This window comes from Ferrimonas sediminum (assembly GCF_900100175.1).
Taxonomy (GTDB): Bacteria; Pseudomonadota; Gammaproteobacteria; order Enterobacterales; family Shewanellaceae; genus Ferrimonas; species Ferrimonas sediminum.
Map to the genome: position 1 here is coordinate 112,753 of NZ_FNEM01000012.1, position 17,469 is coordinate 130,221.

Annotated in this window: 15 protein-coding genes and 4 tRNA genes; 8 read left to right on the forward strand and 11 right to left on the reverse strand. The window is 55.8% G+C overall.

From position 1 onward, the window contains the following. From BLT77_RS13820 to BLT77_RS13830, 3 genes are read left to right on the forward strand one after another with little or no spacing between them, the layout of a single operon-like run. Positions 1-984: an alpha-ketoacid dehydrogenase subunit beta gene (locus BLT77_RS13820; RefSeq protein ID WP_090366351.1), complete on the forward strand. Its 984-nt coding sequence runs from the start codon at positions 1-3 to the stop codon at positions 982-984. Next, positions 981-2,183: a dihydrolipoamide acetyltransferase family protein gene (locus BLT77_RS13825; protein WP_245709953.1), complete on the forward strand. Its 1,203-nt coding sequence runs from the start codon at positions 981-983 to the stop codon at positions 2,181-2,183. Before BLT77_RS13820 ends, BLT77_RS13825 begins: the two co-directional genes overlap by 4 nt. Beyond that, positions 2,180-2,437 (forward strand): acyl carrier protein, encoded by a 258-nt coding sequence (locus BLT77_RS13830; RefSeq protein WP_090366353.1) that lies wholly within the window; start codon positions 2,180-2,182, stop codon positions 2,435-2,437. The genes BLT77_RS13825 and BLT77_RS13830 overlap by 4 nt, the downstream gene beginning before the upstream one ends. A gap of 204 nt (positions 2,438-2,641) precedes the next feature. On the opposite strand, the gene BLT77_RS13835 is transcribed toward BLT77_RS13830, so the two are convergent. The 11 genes from BLT77_RS13835 to BLT77_RS13890 form a co-directional block, all read right to left on the reverse strand. Beyond that, positions 2,642-3,238 (reverse strand): hypothetical protein, encoded by a 597-nt coding sequence (locus tag BLT77_RS13835; RefSeq protein WP_090366356.1) that lies wholly within the window; start codon positions 3,236-3,238, stop codon positions 2,642-2,644. A 130-nt stretch (positions 3,239-3,368) separates the two neighbouring features. Further along, entirely contained in the window at positions 3,369-3,842 is a 474-nt protein-coding gene (locus tag BLT77_RS13840) for a hypothetical protein (protein ID WP_143026638.1), read from the reverse strand. Between the two features lie 118 nt (positions 3,843-3,960). Continuing rightward, a complete protein-coding gene (locus tag BLT77_RS13845; RefSeq protein ID WP_090366362.1) occupies positions 3,961-5,937 on the reverse strand; it encodes an ATP-dependent nuclease in 1,977 nt (658 codons plus the stop codon). 880 nt (positions 5,938-6,817) lie between these two features. Further along, positions 6,818-7,072, reverse strand: a complete 255-nt coding sequence (locus BLT77_RS13855) for a hypothetical protein (protein ID WP_143026639.1) — start codon at positions 7,070-7,072, stop codon at positions 6,818-6,820. A gap of 132 nt (positions 7,073-7,204) precedes the next feature. Continuing rightward, the gene (locus BLT77_RS20060) at positions 7,205-7,885 is read right to left on the reverse strand and encodes a hypothetical protein (RefSeq protein WP_143026640.1); all 681 of its coding nucleotides are present in this window, start codon (positions 7,883-7,885) and stop codon (positions 7,205-7,207) included. A 963-nt stretch (positions 7,886-8,848) separates the two neighbouring features. Beyond that, positions 8,849-8,922, reverse strand: a tRNA-Cys gene (locus tag BLT77_RS13865). A 5-nt stretch (positions 8,923-8,927) separates the two neighbouring features. Then, positions 8,928-9,003, reverse strand: a tRNA-Gly gene (locus BLT77_RS13870). Positions 9,004-9,061: 58 nt separating this feature from the next. Continuing rightward, positions 9,062-9,142: transfer RNA gene (locus BLT77_RS13875), tRNA-Gly, on the reverse strand. A 201-nt stretch (positions 9,143-9,343) separates the two neighbouring features. Further along, on the reverse strand, positions 9,344-10,465 hold the full coding sequence (locus BLT77_RS13880; RefSeq protein WP_090366373.1) for an aminotransferase class V-fold PLP-dependent enzyme: 1,122 nt from the start codon (positions 10,463-10,465) through the stop codon (positions 9,344-9,346). Next, complete coding sequence (locus BLT77_RS13885; protein WP_090366376.1) at positions 10,458-11,645, reverse strand: PrnB family protein; 1,188 nt, start codon at positions 11,643-11,645, stop codon at positions 10,458-10,460. Before BLT77_RS13885 ends, BLT77_RS13880 begins: the two co-directional genes overlap by 8 nt. A gap of 261 nt (positions 11,646-11,906) precedes the next feature. After that, positions 11,907-12,824 (reverse strand): LysR family transcriptional regulator, encoded by a 918-nt coding sequence (locus BLT77_RS13890; RefSeq protein WP_090366380.1) that lies wholly within the window; start codon positions 12,822-12,824, stop codon positions 11,907-11,909. 97 nt (positions 12,825-12,921) lie between these two features. Here BLT77_RS13890 and BLT77_RS13895 point away from each other — a divergent pair, with 97 nt between their 5' ends. The 5 genes from BLT77_RS13895 to BLT77_RS13915 all read left to right on the forward strand — a co-directional run. Then, the gene (locus tag BLT77_RS13895) at positions 12,922-13,899 is read left to right on the forward strand and encodes a zinc-dependent alcohol dehydrogenase family protein (protein WP_090366382.1); all 978 of its coding nucleotides are present in this window, start codon (positions 12,922-12,924) and stop codon (positions 13,897-13,899) included. A gap of 37 nt (positions 13,900-13,936) precedes the next feature. Beyond that, positions 13,937-14,656: an SDR family NAD(P)-dependent oxidoreductase gene (locus BLT77_RS13900; RefSeq protein ID WP_090366384.1), complete on the forward strand. Its 720-nt coding sequence runs from the start codon at positions 13,937-13,939 to the stop codon at positions 14,654-14,656. A gap of 150 nt (positions 14,657-14,806) precedes the next feature. Continuing rightward, entirely contained in the window at positions 14,807-16,330 is a 1,524-nt protein-coding gene (locus BLT77_RS13905) for a glutamate synthase-related protein (RefSeq protein WP_090366387.1), read from the forward strand. 140 nt (positions 16,331-16,470) lie between these two features. After that, positions 16,471-16,547: transfer RNA gene (locus tag BLT77_RS13910), tRNA-Pro, on the forward strand. A 349-nt stretch (positions 16,548-16,896) separates the two neighbouring features. Continuing rightward, positions 16,897-17,469: transposase (locus BLT77_RS13915; RefSeq protein ID WP_483863928.1), on the forward strand; the 573-nt coding region annotated here is incomplete at its 3' end.

Genomic DNA, 17,469 nt, shown 5'->3' on the forward strand with positions numbered 1-17,469 from the left:
ATGACCAAGCAGAAATTGACCTACCGGGAAGCCCTGAGGGCGGGCATCGAAGAGGCGTTGCAGAGCGATGACCGGGTGTTCCTGATGGGCGAGGATGTCGGCCACTATGGCGGCTGCTTTGCCGTCAGCAAGGGGCTGCTGGATCGTTACGGCCCCGACAGGATCATCGACACTCCCCTGTGTGAATCGGGCTTCGTCGGGGTCGGCATCGGCGCCGCCCTCGGCGGCCTGCGCCCCATCGTCGAAGTGATGACCGTCAACTTCAGTCTGTTAGCCATGGATCAGATCGTCAATAACGCCTCCACCCTGAGGCACATGTCCGGCGGTCAGTTCCATGTTCCCATCGTGATTCGAATGGCTTGCGGCGCGGGCCGACAACTGGCCGCGCAGCACTCCCACAGCTGGGAAAACCTCTATGCCCACGTCCCGGGTTTGAAGGTTCTGAGCCCGGCCACCCATACCGATGCCAGGCACATGCTGGCCCAGGCGCTGGCCGATCCGGACCCGGTGCTGCTGTTCGAACATGTGATGCTGCTCAACGAAACCGCAGAGGTGTTGCCGCTGCCCGAAGCCCCGTTTGAGCAGGCTTTGGTGCGCCGGGCCGGAAACGATGTCAGCCTGATCACCTATGGGGGTTGCCTGAACAAGGCCCTGACTGCGGCCGAACAGTTGTCGTCCGAAGGGATCGAGGCCGAAGTCATCGACCTGCGTTGCCTGCGGCCGCTGGACAAGGCCACGATATTACAGAGCGTGGCCAAAACCCATCGCGCCATCATCATCGATGAGGGCTGGTACACCGGCAGCCTCGCCGCCGAGATCAGCGCCATCATCATGGAGGAGGGATTCTGGCAGCTGGATGCCCCGGTAAAACGGATCTGCTCCGCCGAGGTGCCCATCCCCTACCCCAGCCACCTCGAACAGGCGTGCCTGCCCCAGATCGAGCAGATCATCGAGGCGGCCCGGACGATCATGGAAGGTCAATGATGGCAAACCGGATAATCGACATCATCATGCCCTCCCTTGGGGCGGACATGACCGAGGGAACCCTGGTGGAGTGGCTGGTGGACAGCGGCGAGTCGGTGCACAAGGGTGACATCATCGCGGTCATCGAGACCCAAAAAGGTGCCATCGACATGGAGGTGTACCACTCCGGGCGCATCACCGAACTGCTGCAGCAGCCGGTGGTCACCCTGCCGGTGGGAACCGTATTGGCCAGGCTGCACACCGAAGCCGGCGCATCTCAGCCACAAGCCCCCGAGCCGCCTGTACCCGAGGCCCCGACACCTCCGCGACAAGCCCGGCAGGATACACCGCTTACTGCGGCCCCCTGCGCGAGCCGCCCCGGCGTTAAGGCCTCACCGCTGGTGCGTCGGCTGGCGATGGAACATAAGCTGGATCTCGCCACCCTCACAGGCAGCGGTCCCGGCGGAGCGCTGCTACGGCGGGACATTGTCGGCGCCATCGGCTTGCCCGGCTCCGGCAGCGAACGGCCATCGCAACCGGCACCCGCAGCCAAGGAACCACCGCCCATGCGGGCCGCCATTGCCGCGGCCATGGCGCGTTCCAAACGCGAGATCCCCCATTACTACCTGAGTCTCGACATCGACATCGGCCACAGCCTGCAGTGGCTGAAAGACAGTAACGCATCGAGGGAACCGGAGCAGCGGATACTGCTGCTGGCGTTGTTGCTGAAAGCGGTCGCGATGACGCTGATCCGCTATCCCCAGCTTAATGGCTACTACCTGGATCAGGCGTTTCAACCCAGGCCTGAGGTCAACATTGGCAATGCCATCAGCCTGCGTCAGGGCGGCCTGGTGGTACCCTCGATCCAGGGCGTCGACCAGTTACCCCTGGATGAGATCATGGCGCTGTTGCGGGATCAGGCCGAACGCAGCCGCAGCGGCCACCTGCGCAGCTCGGAACTGACCGAGGCCACGATCACGGTGACCAGCATGGGCGAGCGCGGCAGTGATGCGGTGTTCGGCGTTATCTACCCGCCCCAGGTGGCGATTATTGGTTTCGGCAGGCCCAGGAGCATTCCGGTCGTGCAGGAAGCAAGGGTGAAGGCATCCGACGTGCTCACCGCGACCCTGAGCGCCGATCACAGAGTCAGCGACGGCATCCTCGGAGCCAAATTTCTGCATGCCCTGTCCCAACAACTGCAACAGCCGGAGTCACTATGAACCGGGAACAGATTCAGACCCTGATCATCGAAGCAATTCAGGAGATTGCGCCTGAGATAGAGCGGGAAGCGATCGATCCCCTAGAGGACATCAGGGAGGAGTGCGACATGGACTCGATGGACTTCCTGACCTTCCTGACCCTGTTGAAGAACCGTTCCGGCGTCAGCATTCCGGAGCGGGACTATCCCTTGGTCGATACCTTCGACAAATTACAGCGCTATCTGGATGCCAAACTGGCGCAAAACGGCGGTTAACTGCCGTTTCACTGGCTCTGGCCTCAGGGCCGAACCGGCTGGGACAAAGGGTGTAAAAGAACAAAGGCCGTAACGGAACAAAGGCAGGATACAGAACTGCAAAGAGGAAGATGGCACCAACCGCCAGAGTGGCTGGCGAAGGGAATCAGAGAAGGGTTAACCGGGAAAGGAGGTCAGTTCGATACCGGAGCATGTCCCGGCGAATTAGGGATATCGAACACCGACCAGCGCGATGTACTCACGAGTGCTGGCCGAATACACGCTCGACACAAAGTAAGCGGAAGGCGACAGCAAACCGGCGATGGCCCGATTCATCTCGCCATAGCGCGCTAAACCGATAGTGCCGCTGGCCAGATAGATCACGCCGCAATGGCGGTTTTGGGGAGTGGCGCGCAGAAAGTCAAACAGGCTGGCGTCGCAATCGAAAGCCAATAGCGCATCGGCACTGTTCGCCAGCGCACGAACATCGGCCACACCCAGATTCGCCGGCATCTCATGGGCCTCCAGCTTGCCTTTAAGATTGGCCATCACGTTCCAGGCCACCGACTCATCGCCACAGTGGCTGTCTACAAAGGCAAGGATACAGCCACAGTTTTCGCAAGCCTTGGTGATCGCCTCGGCCTGTTTCGGGGTCACCCCGCACACCAGCAGCAGATCCAGACCGCTTTCTGCAATCGATTGCGCCGACAACTGTTGCAGAGGAACAGCGCCGCCCAGGCGATTCCTACCAGGATATGCGCAGGCCAGACCGACGCTGACCGGCTCTGGCTCTGGCTCTGACTCAGCCATGGCTTCAAACATGGGGGTTCCTCTGTCACGTCTCTGTTTAGGCGATCACCGACAGGCTGTCCTTAGGGGCTTGGGGCTTTTGGGCTTTGGAACCCTGCAAATCACCCCTTTGCCTGATTGCCGATGCCGGAGAGCATCAAATTCAGCCTTTAACCAGATGTAGGTGGGGCTGCGCCAGGCGGTGGTTGATGTATCTCAGCACTCGCGCCTTTTGGAATCGCTCGCCCGGGTGCCAGTTTTCGAAGATGGCATCGCCATCGATAAAACGACGCTCGGAAAACCGGGCACTCAGCGGCGTATCGCTTTCACCCATAACCGGTGCAGACATGCCATCAAAGCGGTCGCTGGCCAAATCGTAAACCCGATCATCGACGACCACCCAGAAGTGTTGCTCGAGGCGGAGCTGGTCATACCCTTTAACGAGTCGAACCCGACACTCCGGGTACCGGGTCATCACCATGTAAGCAAAGTAACGGGAGGCGCCCTCGCTACCGGAGAGCGGAAACCGGAACGAACCGATGAACAGGCCAACGCCCTCCTCCCTGCCCCGCTCATAGGTGGCCCGCATCTCTTTAGCGAGTTCGATGATGTTAGCTGTCATCGGTTGGGTTCTCATCAGGTTCCATAGAAAAAATCGGCAAGTCTACCTCAACGCAGAATGGGTCTCGGTGACAAGTGGGGGGTTTACTAAAGGGGGTTAAGTTCAAGTCCGACAACATGCGCTTGTTAGCACTTTATATTCGCGCATCTAACAGTTCTTTAAAGGTAATGACCAAGTCATTTGGTAGTAAGTCAGGGTAGTCACCTAGAACAGAAGTAATAATATGCCTCATCAAACCACCTGCGTTGTTATTTTTTGGCCTTAAAAATCCAAATACCGTAGTAACTCTTTCCTCTAGAGCATGATCATCTAAATGAAGATAATCAGCAGAGATTTTTAAAACCATCTTGTTAAGATAGGTAATCTCTAGAGATATTTTTTCACTTTTACCATCAAGAACAGCTTTCTGGATCGCATCTGTTACACATTGCCACTTCGCGCGGCTCCAGCCGCCAATATCAGTATATCTATCATCTTTTTCAATGATTTTATGATCAACACAAAATTGATGATTTTCCTTGATTATGGTTGCGGCCAATAAAACAGGGTCTAGCAGTAAGGACTCAATCCCATCTCTGACGTTAGGTGACAATATGAACACCCGATCTGTCGGTGTTCGTTCTCCATCCCAATCAATTAATCCAAAAACACTAGAGTTTCCGTTTTCTGTTAAAGTATTCACAAGCCTTTCAACTTGCGCACAACCAGAATTTTGTTCTACTCCGTTTGGATTTGTTATACCTACCTCTATGAAAGTAAGAGAGCGCTCTGTGTCTAAATATTGCTTATAAGCTTGATAGAGCTTTTCGTAAATATACGCATCAGTTTTACTCTCTACAAACACTTGCCTTCTTCCATCAAAGGATACTGATAGTGTTGGCACACCAGCCGTTAAAATTGATAGCGCGCGACTTCGCGTGATTTTTTCAATTGAAGGTCCTGATGGATTCATTTCAAACAACGACTCTTCAGGAGCAAGGGCCACCGTAGATGGGCTGTGTGTAGTTAATATAACTGATACACCTTTTCCCTCAACGAGAACCTCTTGAATAGTTTTAATAAGCGATACGACCATGGAAGGATGCAGAGGAGCATCAACTTCATCTAATAATAGTAATTTTGGAAAATGTTTTTCTTGACGATCATCGCTTGCATTATAAAGACATAGTGCAAAAGACATTAAAACCTTTTCACCCGATGAGAGATCTTTAAACCTCATCTCTATATCATTAGAAAGCTTAGTTAATTTTGGCTCGTACGATGAGACCTCATGCATTGGAGGTGGCTCAACTCGAAACTCTAGATTACATACTTCCAGAATTCTATTGACGAAATCCCAGGGTGGCTCACCATACTTCTCTATAAAGTCATTCTGACTCAAAAAAATAAGGCCACCTTCATCATTTGCTGGGTATTTTTCTAGCCTATCATTTTGGTGAATTAGCTCTCGATACGTTGAAAACAATCGGCCAAAAGCTTGCTGGAAAGCATCAACCTCACCCCAAAGTAGTTTGTTATTATTGAAAAATTTTGATTCTGATGTTTCAAAAAACAGCTCAGGGTTTTCGTTAAGTACTTTTGGAGCAGCTTTTTTCCAAACCTCGTCACCAATACTTCTCTGCGTCTGAGAAAATATATTTCTAGCTTGATTTTGAAGATGTTGCTGTAGGTTAGTATGAATAGATTGTGCTTTCTGAGGGTCGCCTAGTATTACTTCTAGTTTTTCTTTATCAAGTGACCTCACCTTTCTCATTGAAGTGCAGTGCTTGGCTGGAATTCCCAATGCGATAGCTTGTTGCTGAACTTGTTTAAAACTATTTTCTTGATGAGTTCGTATTTGCTGGAACCAGTTCGAACGTTGGGTTTGATGCTGTGACGGGTGAAATATCCCTGTATCTTTTGGAATGATACTGTTCCAATCAAATAGCAAAACATCAGTTTGATGGTTTGTAACCAAAGATGACTGTATTTTTCCTTCGTTAATTGCCTCTAGTAAATGGGTTTTCCCAGATCCGTTTCGCCCAGTTAACACAACCAGTTCAGGTAAACTGGTATCACTCAAACTAACAATCGATTTGTGAACCATTTTGAAAGAGAGTTTATTTTCCATAATTGTTTTGACTTCCTCTTTACTAGTGGCTGAGTGCCAACGCCCATTTAAGGGGCTGATAATATTTTTCTAAAATTGTGTAGCGAAGCGAAACCGAGCAAACTGTTAGCAATCCCGATTTAAATTCTTATTATGTAACAGATTAACTCTACAAAGGTCTCATCTTACTAATTTCTGACAATGGTGGCATGCATATAGTTTGCGCTACTCCTTGTGCCTCAACACTGTAAGAGTTGATAGAAAGTGTTTTGAACGTTCCCTCCCAAGTATTTTCGACAATTGCTATCACAATACCAGTAGAAAACTCAGATTCGTTCAAATCCATTTTTTTCTTGGCGTGTTTTGAAAATACATCACTCCAGATACAGAAATTAACATACTTCAAATTCTGAAAGCCATGATCTGACAGCATCTTAATCGGGTTTGTTCGCTCACATTTGCTAATCAGTATTACGCTGCATGATTTCAGATCCGACACATCAAATACGACCGTTTTTTCTGACATTACTCTTTCACTACACGGTCTTAACCTTGAGAGATAAGTTAATTCACTCTCAAGGTTAAGACTTTCAACGAGTAGGGCCAGAAAGTGATTTCGCTTTAGATCAAAAACGTTGATCCCTACCTCTAACGAGTTTTTATATTGTTTCTTCTTTTTCTCAATTCGTGATGTTGAATGTATGGTGCCCCAACAGCAACACCACCGTTGGCAGCGACAGAGAGTCGCGTAAGAGAGCCTCTATATGTGTTTGCGGCAAGCGCTCTATCAGACAGGCGAAGCAGCATCACTTAGCTAGCTCGACACACTGACAATTCAGTCGGTGGGGATGTGTTTTACCCCTTGACCGGAAGAAGGCTCATATGTGTTATAAGCCACATGCTACTTATATGGGTAATTAGGATCATCGGAAGTTCCAGCTACTGCATGTTTCTCTATCATTTCCGCTTTTTCGGCTGTGAAATTGGAAACATCAATTAACTCTCCAACCGATTGAGCCAAGTCTTTATTGAGTTGCGTAATTGCGTCAATTTGGACTTGAAACTCATCACTGGCTTTTTTGTGGTATTTATGAGCGATTGACCAAGATATCACCGCACCAATAAGTGCACCTATGATCATTAATATAACTTCCATATTTTCGTTTATCTCCGAATTTTAAGTGGCTTATAACACCAAAATAACAGGCGTAAAATAGTTTGTTATAATTTTTGAGGTACGAAAAACAACAAACTGATTTAAGTCCTAGTTCATTTTCTTGTTAGAAGGCTAATCGACGACTGGCACATGAGGTATGGCTCTAATACTCTCAGATAAAAATATTTCTTGGTATACTTTTAAAGCACTATAAATACAATACATAACATGACTCCACGAGGCACATTCAACACGCCCCCCCCTCTTAAAAACATAAGGTTCACCACCTAGCTCTATAATTTTATCATTTCTCGAATGAACTCCACCCAAATGTAGTGAATTTCTTATTAAAGACGGTACTGAAATTATTTCATGTTTTCTATCTGGTTCCTCTACACCTGACACCTCCAATATTTTCCTTACTCCTTTTGAGAATCCACCTTGTGCACCAACACCATCTATATTACATAAAGTTTGCTCAACACAGTTCTCAAAAGAGAATTGCACCATAGTAATAAAACTTGCTTTACTATTAGGGCTTAAATCGTTTAAAAACGATAGCAAGCCTTCTTCATTTTGAAGTCGAAGGATATGCATTATATAAGCGTGATTATCTTTGTGTTCAGCCTGTTGCATAATCTTGATTCCAACAAGAGCTATGGTATTACATAGCTGTCTAACATGGATAAATCCTTGTGAACGAGCGTCTGTCTCAGGTAATTCAAGCAGATTTATTATCTCATTGCACTTATCTTTCACTACCTGCATTTGCAAGCTACGTTGTGTCCATGTTTCAGCTAACTCAAATGGCATATTTTATCCTTCTAACAACTTATTATGCGGCGATTTGCCGCCTATCACTCCACGCAAAGCTAGTGCAATCAGAGACAACGTTCTGATATTTAGTCACTTATTACGCTTCGGCCATTCGACCACAAAGCACGTAAGGCGGATTCTGCATGAGGAAAAGCGGCGACGACCATAAACTGTATGTAGATCCAGTAGTTCCAGGCTATTTAAAAGTGAGCAGGCACAAACACATAACCCACTGATTTAAAACAACTATGTTTTGATCATCACTTTTAGCAGACCGAGCTCCGCCGATGTGGTGAGTATTTGGACTCACCAGCTGGGGCAACCATGGTGGTATCTAACTGATTTATAGGGAGATAACCGTACACCGTTAAGTGGCTGTTTAAAAGTGGGTTAAATCACACTGTGGATGTAAGAGATCGCGTACATGGAGCTTTTGGGTTGGGTTGAAGTCATTTGGTGTTTGCTGATTGAAAGACGCTGGGTACCCGCATTCGCGGGCACGACGAAGAAAAGACACTGGACCCTCGCGTTCGCAAGGGCGACAAAGGGAAGACACTGGGTACCCGCGTTCGCGGGCACGACGGAGGAAAGACACTGGGTACCCGCATTCGCAGGCACGACAGAGAAAAGACACTGAACCCTCGCGTTCGTAAGTACGACGAAGGAAAGACACTGGACCCTCGCGTTTGCAAGGACGACAGAGGAAAGACGCTGGGTGCCCGCATTCGCGGGCACGACGGAGGGAAGACGCTGGGCCCTCGCGTTAGCAAGGGTGACGGAGGAAAGACACTGGGCCCTCGCGTTCGCAAGGGCGACAGAGGGAAGACACTGGGTACCTGCGTTCACGGGCACGACGGAGGGAAGGCGCTGGGCCCTCGCGTTCGCAAGGGCGACTGTGGGTTTTTTGGTTGCCCATACGAAAAACGGCAACCCTGTTCAGGGTTGCCGTTCGTCGAAATATGGAGGCGCGTCCCGGAGTCGAACCGAGGTCCACGGATTTGCAATCCGCTGCATAGCCACTCTGCCAACGCGCCATATTTGGAGCGACACACGAGGTTCGAACTCGTGACCTCAACCTTGGCAAGGTTGCGCTCTACCAACTGAGCTAGTGTCGCGTAAATCTGTTCTGTCTTGTTGCTAAGGTCACGAGCTCGAGTGACCTCGAGACCTTTTTGCGACACGAGGTTCGCTATTGCAAACCCGGGTGACCTCAACCTTGGCAAGGTTGCGCTCTACCAACTGAGCTAGTGTCGCGTAAATCTGTTGTCTGACCGAGCCTGGACTAATCGGCTATCGGTTGCGCTACTCTCTCAATTCCGAACTGAGCCAGTGTCGCTAAACAACGAGACGTATTGTAACCGCGGCAGCGAGCAGCGCAAGCCCCTGTGGCGCCGTTTGCTCACTGCGCGGTCGATTCTGGCCTACTCCTGCGGCAATCGCCTTTTGAGTGCTGGTTTATTGTCCGGCGCGGTGCAGGCAAGCCAGCACCTGGTCGATCTCCTGCTGGGTATTATACAGGTGGGGCGACAGCCTCAGGCCGGTGTCGCGGCGGTCGAAATGCACCTGTCGGCGTTGCAGTTCCTCTATTACGGGTTCCATGGCAGAGGCTGGGGGCTGAATCACCACAGTGCCGCCGCGTCGGTTGGCCTGCAGCGGCGAGGCAATCCACGAGGCGTCGCAGCCGTCAATCAGCGACTGGGTCAGCGCCAAATTGTGCCGGCGAATGGCGTCGATGCCCACCCCGGTCAGCACCCGAATGCTGTTGGCGGCGGTCACATAGGGCAGCACCGATGGGGTGCCGCCCCAGAACCGGTTGGCGCCGGGGTGGTACTCAAACTTGTGCACGTCGAACTCAAACGGGTTGCTGTGGGAGAACCAGCCGACGTCTTTAGGCGCGACTTTCGGCAACATCGGGTCACTGATCCAGATGAATCCGGCACCCGGGCCGCCGCACAGCCACTTGACGCAGGAGCCGAGCACCACGTCCGCCCGCCAGTCGTCCAGGTTAATGGGCACACAGCCGATGGACTGGGCCACGTCCACCACCGACAGCACGCCCTGTTGGCGCAGCAGCGCACACACCCGGGCCACCGGCACCTGCATGCCGGTATTGGACTGCACGTGGGTCACCAACGCCAGCGCCACCCGCTCATCAATGTGGGCCTGCCAGACGGCGATGTCGGTAAGATCGCTGCCGGCGGGCATGAATTTCAGCTCGTAGCCGTTGGCGCGGGCCTGCCCGGCCACAAAGGCCATGGAGGGAAAGTCGTCCTCGCTGAGCAGAATCTGGTTGCGGTCGCCGCCGGGCCTCAGGCCAAACAGCAGCTTGGTAAAACCGCTGGAGAGGTTGGCCTGCGGACAAAACTGATCCGCCCTGCCCCCCAGCAACCCGGCCAGGGCCTGGTTAAACTCCTCGATGGCCTCAAGCCACAATGGCCAGGGCTCGCCCTGCTGTTGCCAGTGGTCCAAAAACCCCCGCTGCAGCGCCTCGGCGGTAGAGGCCAGCGGCCGGCCGACGGAGTGGCTGAGCAGGTAGACTCCCTCTATGGGAACAAACTCCGGCAGGCGATCAATCATGGCGCTGACCTTTCACTAGGGCGCTCAAGGCATTGATGTCACGATAGCGGCTGGGAATGTCGTCGCGGGGAGCGGCGGCGCGCAGATCCCTCAGCCCCTGCAACGAGCGCATCAACACCTCCAGCGGCGGTCCGCTGGCCGTGACCTGCTTCAGGTGCTGGGCGGCCATCTCGGTAGAGGGTTTGGCGATAAAGCGGCTCACCAGCTGGTCGTGATGCTGGATGGCGGTATGGCCATGGGCCTGCTGCACCGCCAGAAACGCCGGCAACACTCGCTGAAACCAATCGCTGTCGGCGTCGGTTTTGGCGGCGCTGAGCAGATCATCCAGGAAGCTGCGGCGACGCATCACATCGCGCAGGCGCCGCTGGTCTTCCGGCATCATGTATAGGAACTTGTCCACCAGCAGTTGGGAGTAGAACGGGTTGTTGGCCTGGCACAGCCCCAGCAGCATGTCGATCTCATTGATGCCGGCAAAGTCGCCGGCGTTGGCGCCGCGATACTCATGCTGGCCGACCCGGAACGGCTTGTAGTAGGGGCGGACGCTGTTAAAGAAGCGTTCGCTGTCGAGCTTGTCGAACAGCACCTGATTCCACTTGGCCACGTCCACCAGCGCCTGGCGGGCGTCCTCCAGCAGGTGGATGGCCACCGGGTGGGAGATCCCCATGGGCAGAATCCGCACCAAGGCATCCGCCGCCCGCTTATAGGCCAGCACCGCCAGGGTGTTGTAGTCGATGAACAGCGCCTCGTCGTCGAGGCTGGTGAAGCGTTTCGGCACACCGGCTTTGGCCAGGCAGTGGGTGGTCAGGTGGCTGGTGGCAAACCGGGGCGTGACGCCCAGCGAGGCGCCGATGTGCAGCGCCAGCGCCGAGGCGGCTTTCAGGGGCGACTTGCGCTCGCGGGAGGGCTCGGTCAGATCGTGGCGACGGCAGGCCGCCATGTACATGCCCACGTTGCCGAGCAGGTCGAAGTTGCTGTCGAAGCCCTCGTCGGTGTTGCCTTCCGCCAGCAGCTTCTCGATAAAACCCCGCCCGCCGGACTCCATCCTGGCTTTGAGGTCGTCGCCAACGCCTTCGACGTTGGCCTTGTCCTGCTGCTGAAAGTAGAGCTGCTCCAGCTCGGTGTTGATGGCCTTAAAGTCGGTGCGTATCCATTGGTCAAAAGCCTGGGCATGCTGGGTCACGGGATCATCCTTATTCGTGTCGCCACCGAACCGATTTGGTTTTTGCTCTTGCGTTCGATGACGGTTAGCGTTAGGGACCACTATGACGCCTAACCCGGCGCAGCGGCAATCACCGTTGGCGCATTTCTATTCAGCCCAGGTTGTACAGCAAAACGTACAGGCATAAAAAAACGGCGGTCAAACCGCCGTTTGGTCGCCGTAAACCCCGGCGAGATCTGATGCAGATTGGCTTCATAGACCACGGCGTTGACCCCGGCGGCCTCAGCGCGCCACGGGTGTGCCCAGCTGCTCGCTCAGGTAATCCAGAAACACCCGGATTTTCGGCGCCACAAACTCCCGTTTCAGGTACAGCGCATAGGTGGACGACGGCGCCTCGGTGGGGCTGATGCGGTGGTTGGGCAGCACCTCCACCAGCCGGCCCTGGCTCAGATCCTCGCGGACCGCCCAATGGGGGATCAGCGCCACGCCGCCATGGTTGAGCAGCAGCTGCCGCTGGCCGTTGACGGTATCCACGGTCATCTCGCTGTCCAGCTGCATCCGCTTCGGCTCGGGATCCAGGCTGTACCAGTCGCGCCAGCCACTGTAGCCATAGCGGATGCACAGGTGCCCGGACAGATCGCTTAACCGGCCGGGATGACCGCGGCGCTGCAGGTACTGCGGCGAAGCGCACAGGATGAAGTTGTTGTACTGCAACCGCTTGGCCACCAGGCTGGAGTCTGGCAACTGGCCGCTGCGAATGGCGATGTCGATGTTCTCCTGCACCAGATCCACCACCCGCTCGGTCAGCTCCAGCTGCAGCTCAATCTCGGGGTAACGACAACTGAACGCCGGCAGCAGCGGCAACACCACCGTCTCGCCAAAGCCAACGGTCATACTCAGCCTCAGGCAGCCCCTGGGCGCCTGCTGCAGATCGTTGACTGCCCGCTGCGCCTCATCCAGCTCGGCAACAATGCGCTGAGAGTACTGATAAAAGCGGCTGCCGGCCTCCGTCAACCCCAGGTTACGGGTGGTGCGGTTGAGCAATCGAACCCCCAGCTCCTTCTCCAGCGCCGCCAACTGGCGCGACACCGACGACGGCTGCACATCGAAATGCTGGCTGGCCAGGGAGATGCTGCCGGTTTCCACCACCGAGTTGAAGTAGCGCAGTTTGCTGATCACGGGATGCTCCAATAATTGCATAAAAAGCAAAAGTGAGTTTACCGCAGACGCATTCTTTTCCCAATGCGCAAACCAGTATTCTAAGGCCCATCAACCAAGACCACTTTGGAGTAACACCATGAAAGCCATGATTCACACCGCCCTGGGCGACGCCGACGTTCTGCAACTGGCCGAGCGCCCCGTTCCCGCCATCCAAGCCGGTCACCTGCTGGTCAAGGTCGCCGCCACCAGCGTCAACCCGCTGGATACCATGCTGCGCTCGGCCGACACCCCCTGGTCGGCCAATCTGCCGGAGATTCTGCACGGCGACGTCGCCGGCACCGTGGTTGAGGTGGGCGAAGGCGTCGACGGCTTTGCCATCGGCGACGCCGTCTATGGCTGCGCCGGCGGCATTGCCGGCATCAACGGCGCCCTGGCCGAATACATGCTGGTGGACGCCGATCTGATGGCCCACAAACCGCAACGCCTGTCCATGGCCGAGGCCGCCGCCCTGCCCCTGGTGGCCATTACCGCCTGGGAAGCGCTGCATGAAAAGCTCAAAATCGGTGCCACCGATCGGGTGTTGATCCACGGCGCCACCGGCGGTGTCGGCCACATCGCCGTTCAGCTGGCCAAACAGGCGGGTGCCACCGTCTCCGCCACCTGCCGGCCAGCCACACTGGCGCAGGCCACCACCCTGGGTGCCGATCACCTTATCGACGTCAGCCAGGAATCGGTTGCCGACTACGTGAAGCGCTGCACCGACGATCGCGGCTTTGATGCCATCTTCGACACCATCGCCGGCGACAACATCAACAACAGCTTTGAGGCCGTGCGCCTGAACGGCGCCGTGGCCACTACCCTGCCCATTGCCGACCCGCTGCCCATCGCCCTCAAGAGCCTGAGCTTTCACAGTGTGCTGATGCTGCTGCCGATGATTCACGGCCAGGGCCGCGCCAACCACGGTCAGATTCTGCGCCGAGTGGCCGAACTGGTGGACGCCGGCAAAGTCACGCCGCTGATTGACCCCAGCCGCTTTAGCCTGTGGCAGGTCGCCGATGCCCATCGTCATCTGCAATCCGGACAGGCCGTCGGCAAAATTGTCCTGACCGCCTGACGCTGCATCGCAGCCCCTACCCACTAACGGAGTGTTTATGTCACACCCCACCATCGCTACCGCCACCGTGGCCGCCTGTTTCTCCGTGACCGCCCAGTCGCTGATACAACAGCTGGTTGCACAGGGCACCCGAATTGTCGGCTTTGGTCGCCCCGGCGACGAGGCCCGGGCCCGGGAGCTGGAAAGCCGCTACCCGGATCAGGTGCAGGTGCTGCTCGGCGACCTCACCGACCAGGCCCAGTGCCAACAGCTGGTAAACCAGGCCGAACGGCACCTTGGCGGGCGCATCGACGCCCACTATCACTGCTGCGGCGTCTACTCCTGGAACACCTGGCAGCAGGTTTCCGCCGACGAGGTCGCCCGGCTGCATCAGGCCAACTTCACCACCGCCTGGACCCTGGCGCGGCCACTGTTAGCCTCGATGAAACGGGGCGGTGGCGGCAACCTGATGTTCATCTCCGCCAGAGACACCCGCCGCAGCATCGGCGCCGGTTTTGGCCCCTACATGGCCTCCAAACTGGCTCTCAATGGCCTGGTGGAGAGCCTGGCCGCCGAAGCCGGTGCCGATGGCATTCAGGTCAACGCGGTGCTGCCCACCATCATCGATACTCAGGTCAACCGCGCCGCCATGCCACAGGTCGACCCGGCCGAGTGGATCGCTCCGGATCAGCTGGCCAGCCTGATGATCGACCTGACCCGCCCCGGACGGCCCAACCTCACCGGCGCGCTGATCCCGGTCAATGGCGCCATGATGTAGTTGCCGGCCGGCAGCGAGTCACTGAGACTTAGCGCCGGCGCACACCCCCATAAACCCACCACGGCGCTTCGGCGCCGTTTGCTTTTGCTCGGCTCCTGTCCTAGTTGTTAAACCTACGCCTACTGCCTTGATAGACCGCGAGGGTCCAAAATGAGTAAGCCGATAGTTGCAGACATCAGTCCCAAAAAAGTTACCCTTGAAGCAGGCAAAGACTACTATTTTTGCGCCTGTGGCCGCTCCGCCACCCAACCGTTTTGCGATGGGTCTCATCAGGGCACCGGCCTGACCCCCAAAGCCTTCAAAGTCGACAAGGACAGCGAGGCCTACCTGTGCCGGTGCAAACAGTCGGCCAACCAACCCTTTTGCGATGGCTCACACATGAAACTTAGCGCCGAAGACGTCGGTAACGAGGCCGCGCCGCCGGCATCAGAGCGGCCCCAGGCCCAGGCCACCAAAGAGGAGCCGACGGTAGCCGCCATCCACCAACTGGCCAGAGAGGGACTGCAGGGCAGCCACGGTGAGATGGTGGCCATGGGGGTGCCGCGCCATCGACTGCCGGACTGGGACGACATTCAGATTCTGACCGCCCAGTTAGCGACCAGGCCGCTGAGCGACGACACCCCGATCAGCAGCCGCACCGTGATCGGCCCCAGGGCCGCCAAACCCTTGGTCCTGTCGATGCCGCTGTTTGTCAGCGACATGAGCTTTGGCTCCCTGTCTCAGGAAGCCAAAGAGACGCTGGCCAAGGGCGCGGAACTGGCCGGCACCGGCATCTGTTCCGGCGAAGGCGGCATGCTGGATGAAGAGCAACAGGCCTGCAGTCGCTACCTGTATGAGATGGCCTCGGCCCAGTTCGGCTACCACGACGACAAGATCAAACGGGTGCAGGCGTTTCATTTCAAGGGCGGTCAAGCCGCCAAGACCGGCATTGGCGGCCACCTGCCTGCCAATAAGGTGTCAGAAAAAATCGCCGAGGTGCGTGGACTCAAGCCGGGCCAGGAAGCAATTTCTCCGGCGGCATTTGCCAACCTGGTGTCAGTGAACGACTTTCGCAGCTTCGCCGATCGGGTTCGGGATCTCGGCGGCGGCATTCCGGTGGGGTTCAAGCTGTCGGCCAACCACATCGAGGCCGACATCGACTTCGCCCTGCAGGCCGGTGCCGATTACATCATTCTCGACGGACGGGGTGGCGGCACCGGGGCGGCGCCCCAACTGTTCCGCGACCACATCTCGGTACCGACACTCGCGGCTCTGACACGGGCTCGGCGGCATCTGGATAAACGCTGCGGCCGTGACGTGTCGCTGATCATCACCGGCGGCCTGCGCACCGCACCGGACTTCATCAAAGCCATGGCGATGGGGGCCGATGCCGTGGCCATCGCCAACGCCGCCATCCAGTCCATCGGCTGCGTCGGGGCCCGAATCTGCAACACCAACCAATGTCCGGCTGGCATCGCCACCCAGGACCCTAAGCTCCGGCAGCGGCTGGACGTTGACAACGGACCGGCACAGCTGGCCCGCTTCCTGACCTCGTCCACCGAGCTGATGAAGATCATGGCCAGAGCCTGTGGCCACTGCGCCCTGAACCAGTTTACCAGCACCGATCTGTGCAGCTGGAAAAAGGAGGTGTGTGAGTTGACCGGTCTGCCCTTTGCCGGCATTCGCCATTGGTAAGCACAGGCAATACCGGCATCGAAATCGGAGCACGCTGATTCATCGCGCCGTGCACCGACAGGACACGACAGGCTGCGCCAATGCCGGGTTTGACATCCGCGCATTCAGGAATAAACTGGTTACAGGACAAATGGTTAGATCGGTGTGTGGCGCAGCCTGGTAGCGCACTTCCTTCGGGAGGAAGGGGTCGGAGGTTCGAATCCTCTCACACCGACCAACTTCTACTGCACACTGCAGATGGACGCCACACCTCAGCCACTCTCCCGCCCGCTCACTTTCGCACTTTTCGAACTCCCCCTAAAACAGACACCCATGTTTAGTCGCTTCCACTTCTCAAGAAGACACCTCATCGAGTCCATCTAAAGCAGACACCCCAGCTAGCAGCTAAAGCAGACACCCAACTTAATTTCCCCAGCCTCTACACCCGCCAGTACTTCGAACAGCTAAAGCAGACACCCATCTTAATTTCCCCAGCCTGTACACCCGCCAGTACTTAGAAAGCCGCTCCATAGCACCGCTCTCTCCTTCAGCTACACTGAACTCTTATCAGTTTCAAGGATGAGACTATGCCCACCGCCAGAAAACAGCTGGTATCGCTGCAAGATACCCCTTTCTATCACTGCGTCAGTCGTTGTGTGCGCCGCAGTTTCCTTTGCGGCGTCGATACCTACACCGGCATCAGCTATGAACACCGCCGCGACTGGGTCGAAAAACGATTACTGGCGCTAAGCGACGCTTTTTCAATCGATATCTGCGCCTTTGCCGTGATGACCAACCACACCCATCTGGTGCTCCATGTAGATGCACCAAAGGCCAATGCCTGGAGTACCCTGGAAGTGCTCCATCGCTGGCACCGCGTGTTTGCCGGAACCGACCTGACCCGCCGCTATTGCGATGACGACCAGCGTGACAACCTGACCCAAGTTGAGCTGAACCAGGTGAAGCGCAAAGCGGAGCTGTACCGAACCCGACTGGCCGATTTAAGCTGGTTTATGCGCTCTCTCAACGAGTACATCGCCCGCGAAGCCAACAAAGAGGACGAGTGCACCGGCCGGTTCTGGGAGGGGCGGTTTAAATCTCAGGCACTACTGGATGAACAGGCCCTGCTTGCCTGCATGGCCTACGTCGACCTCAACCCC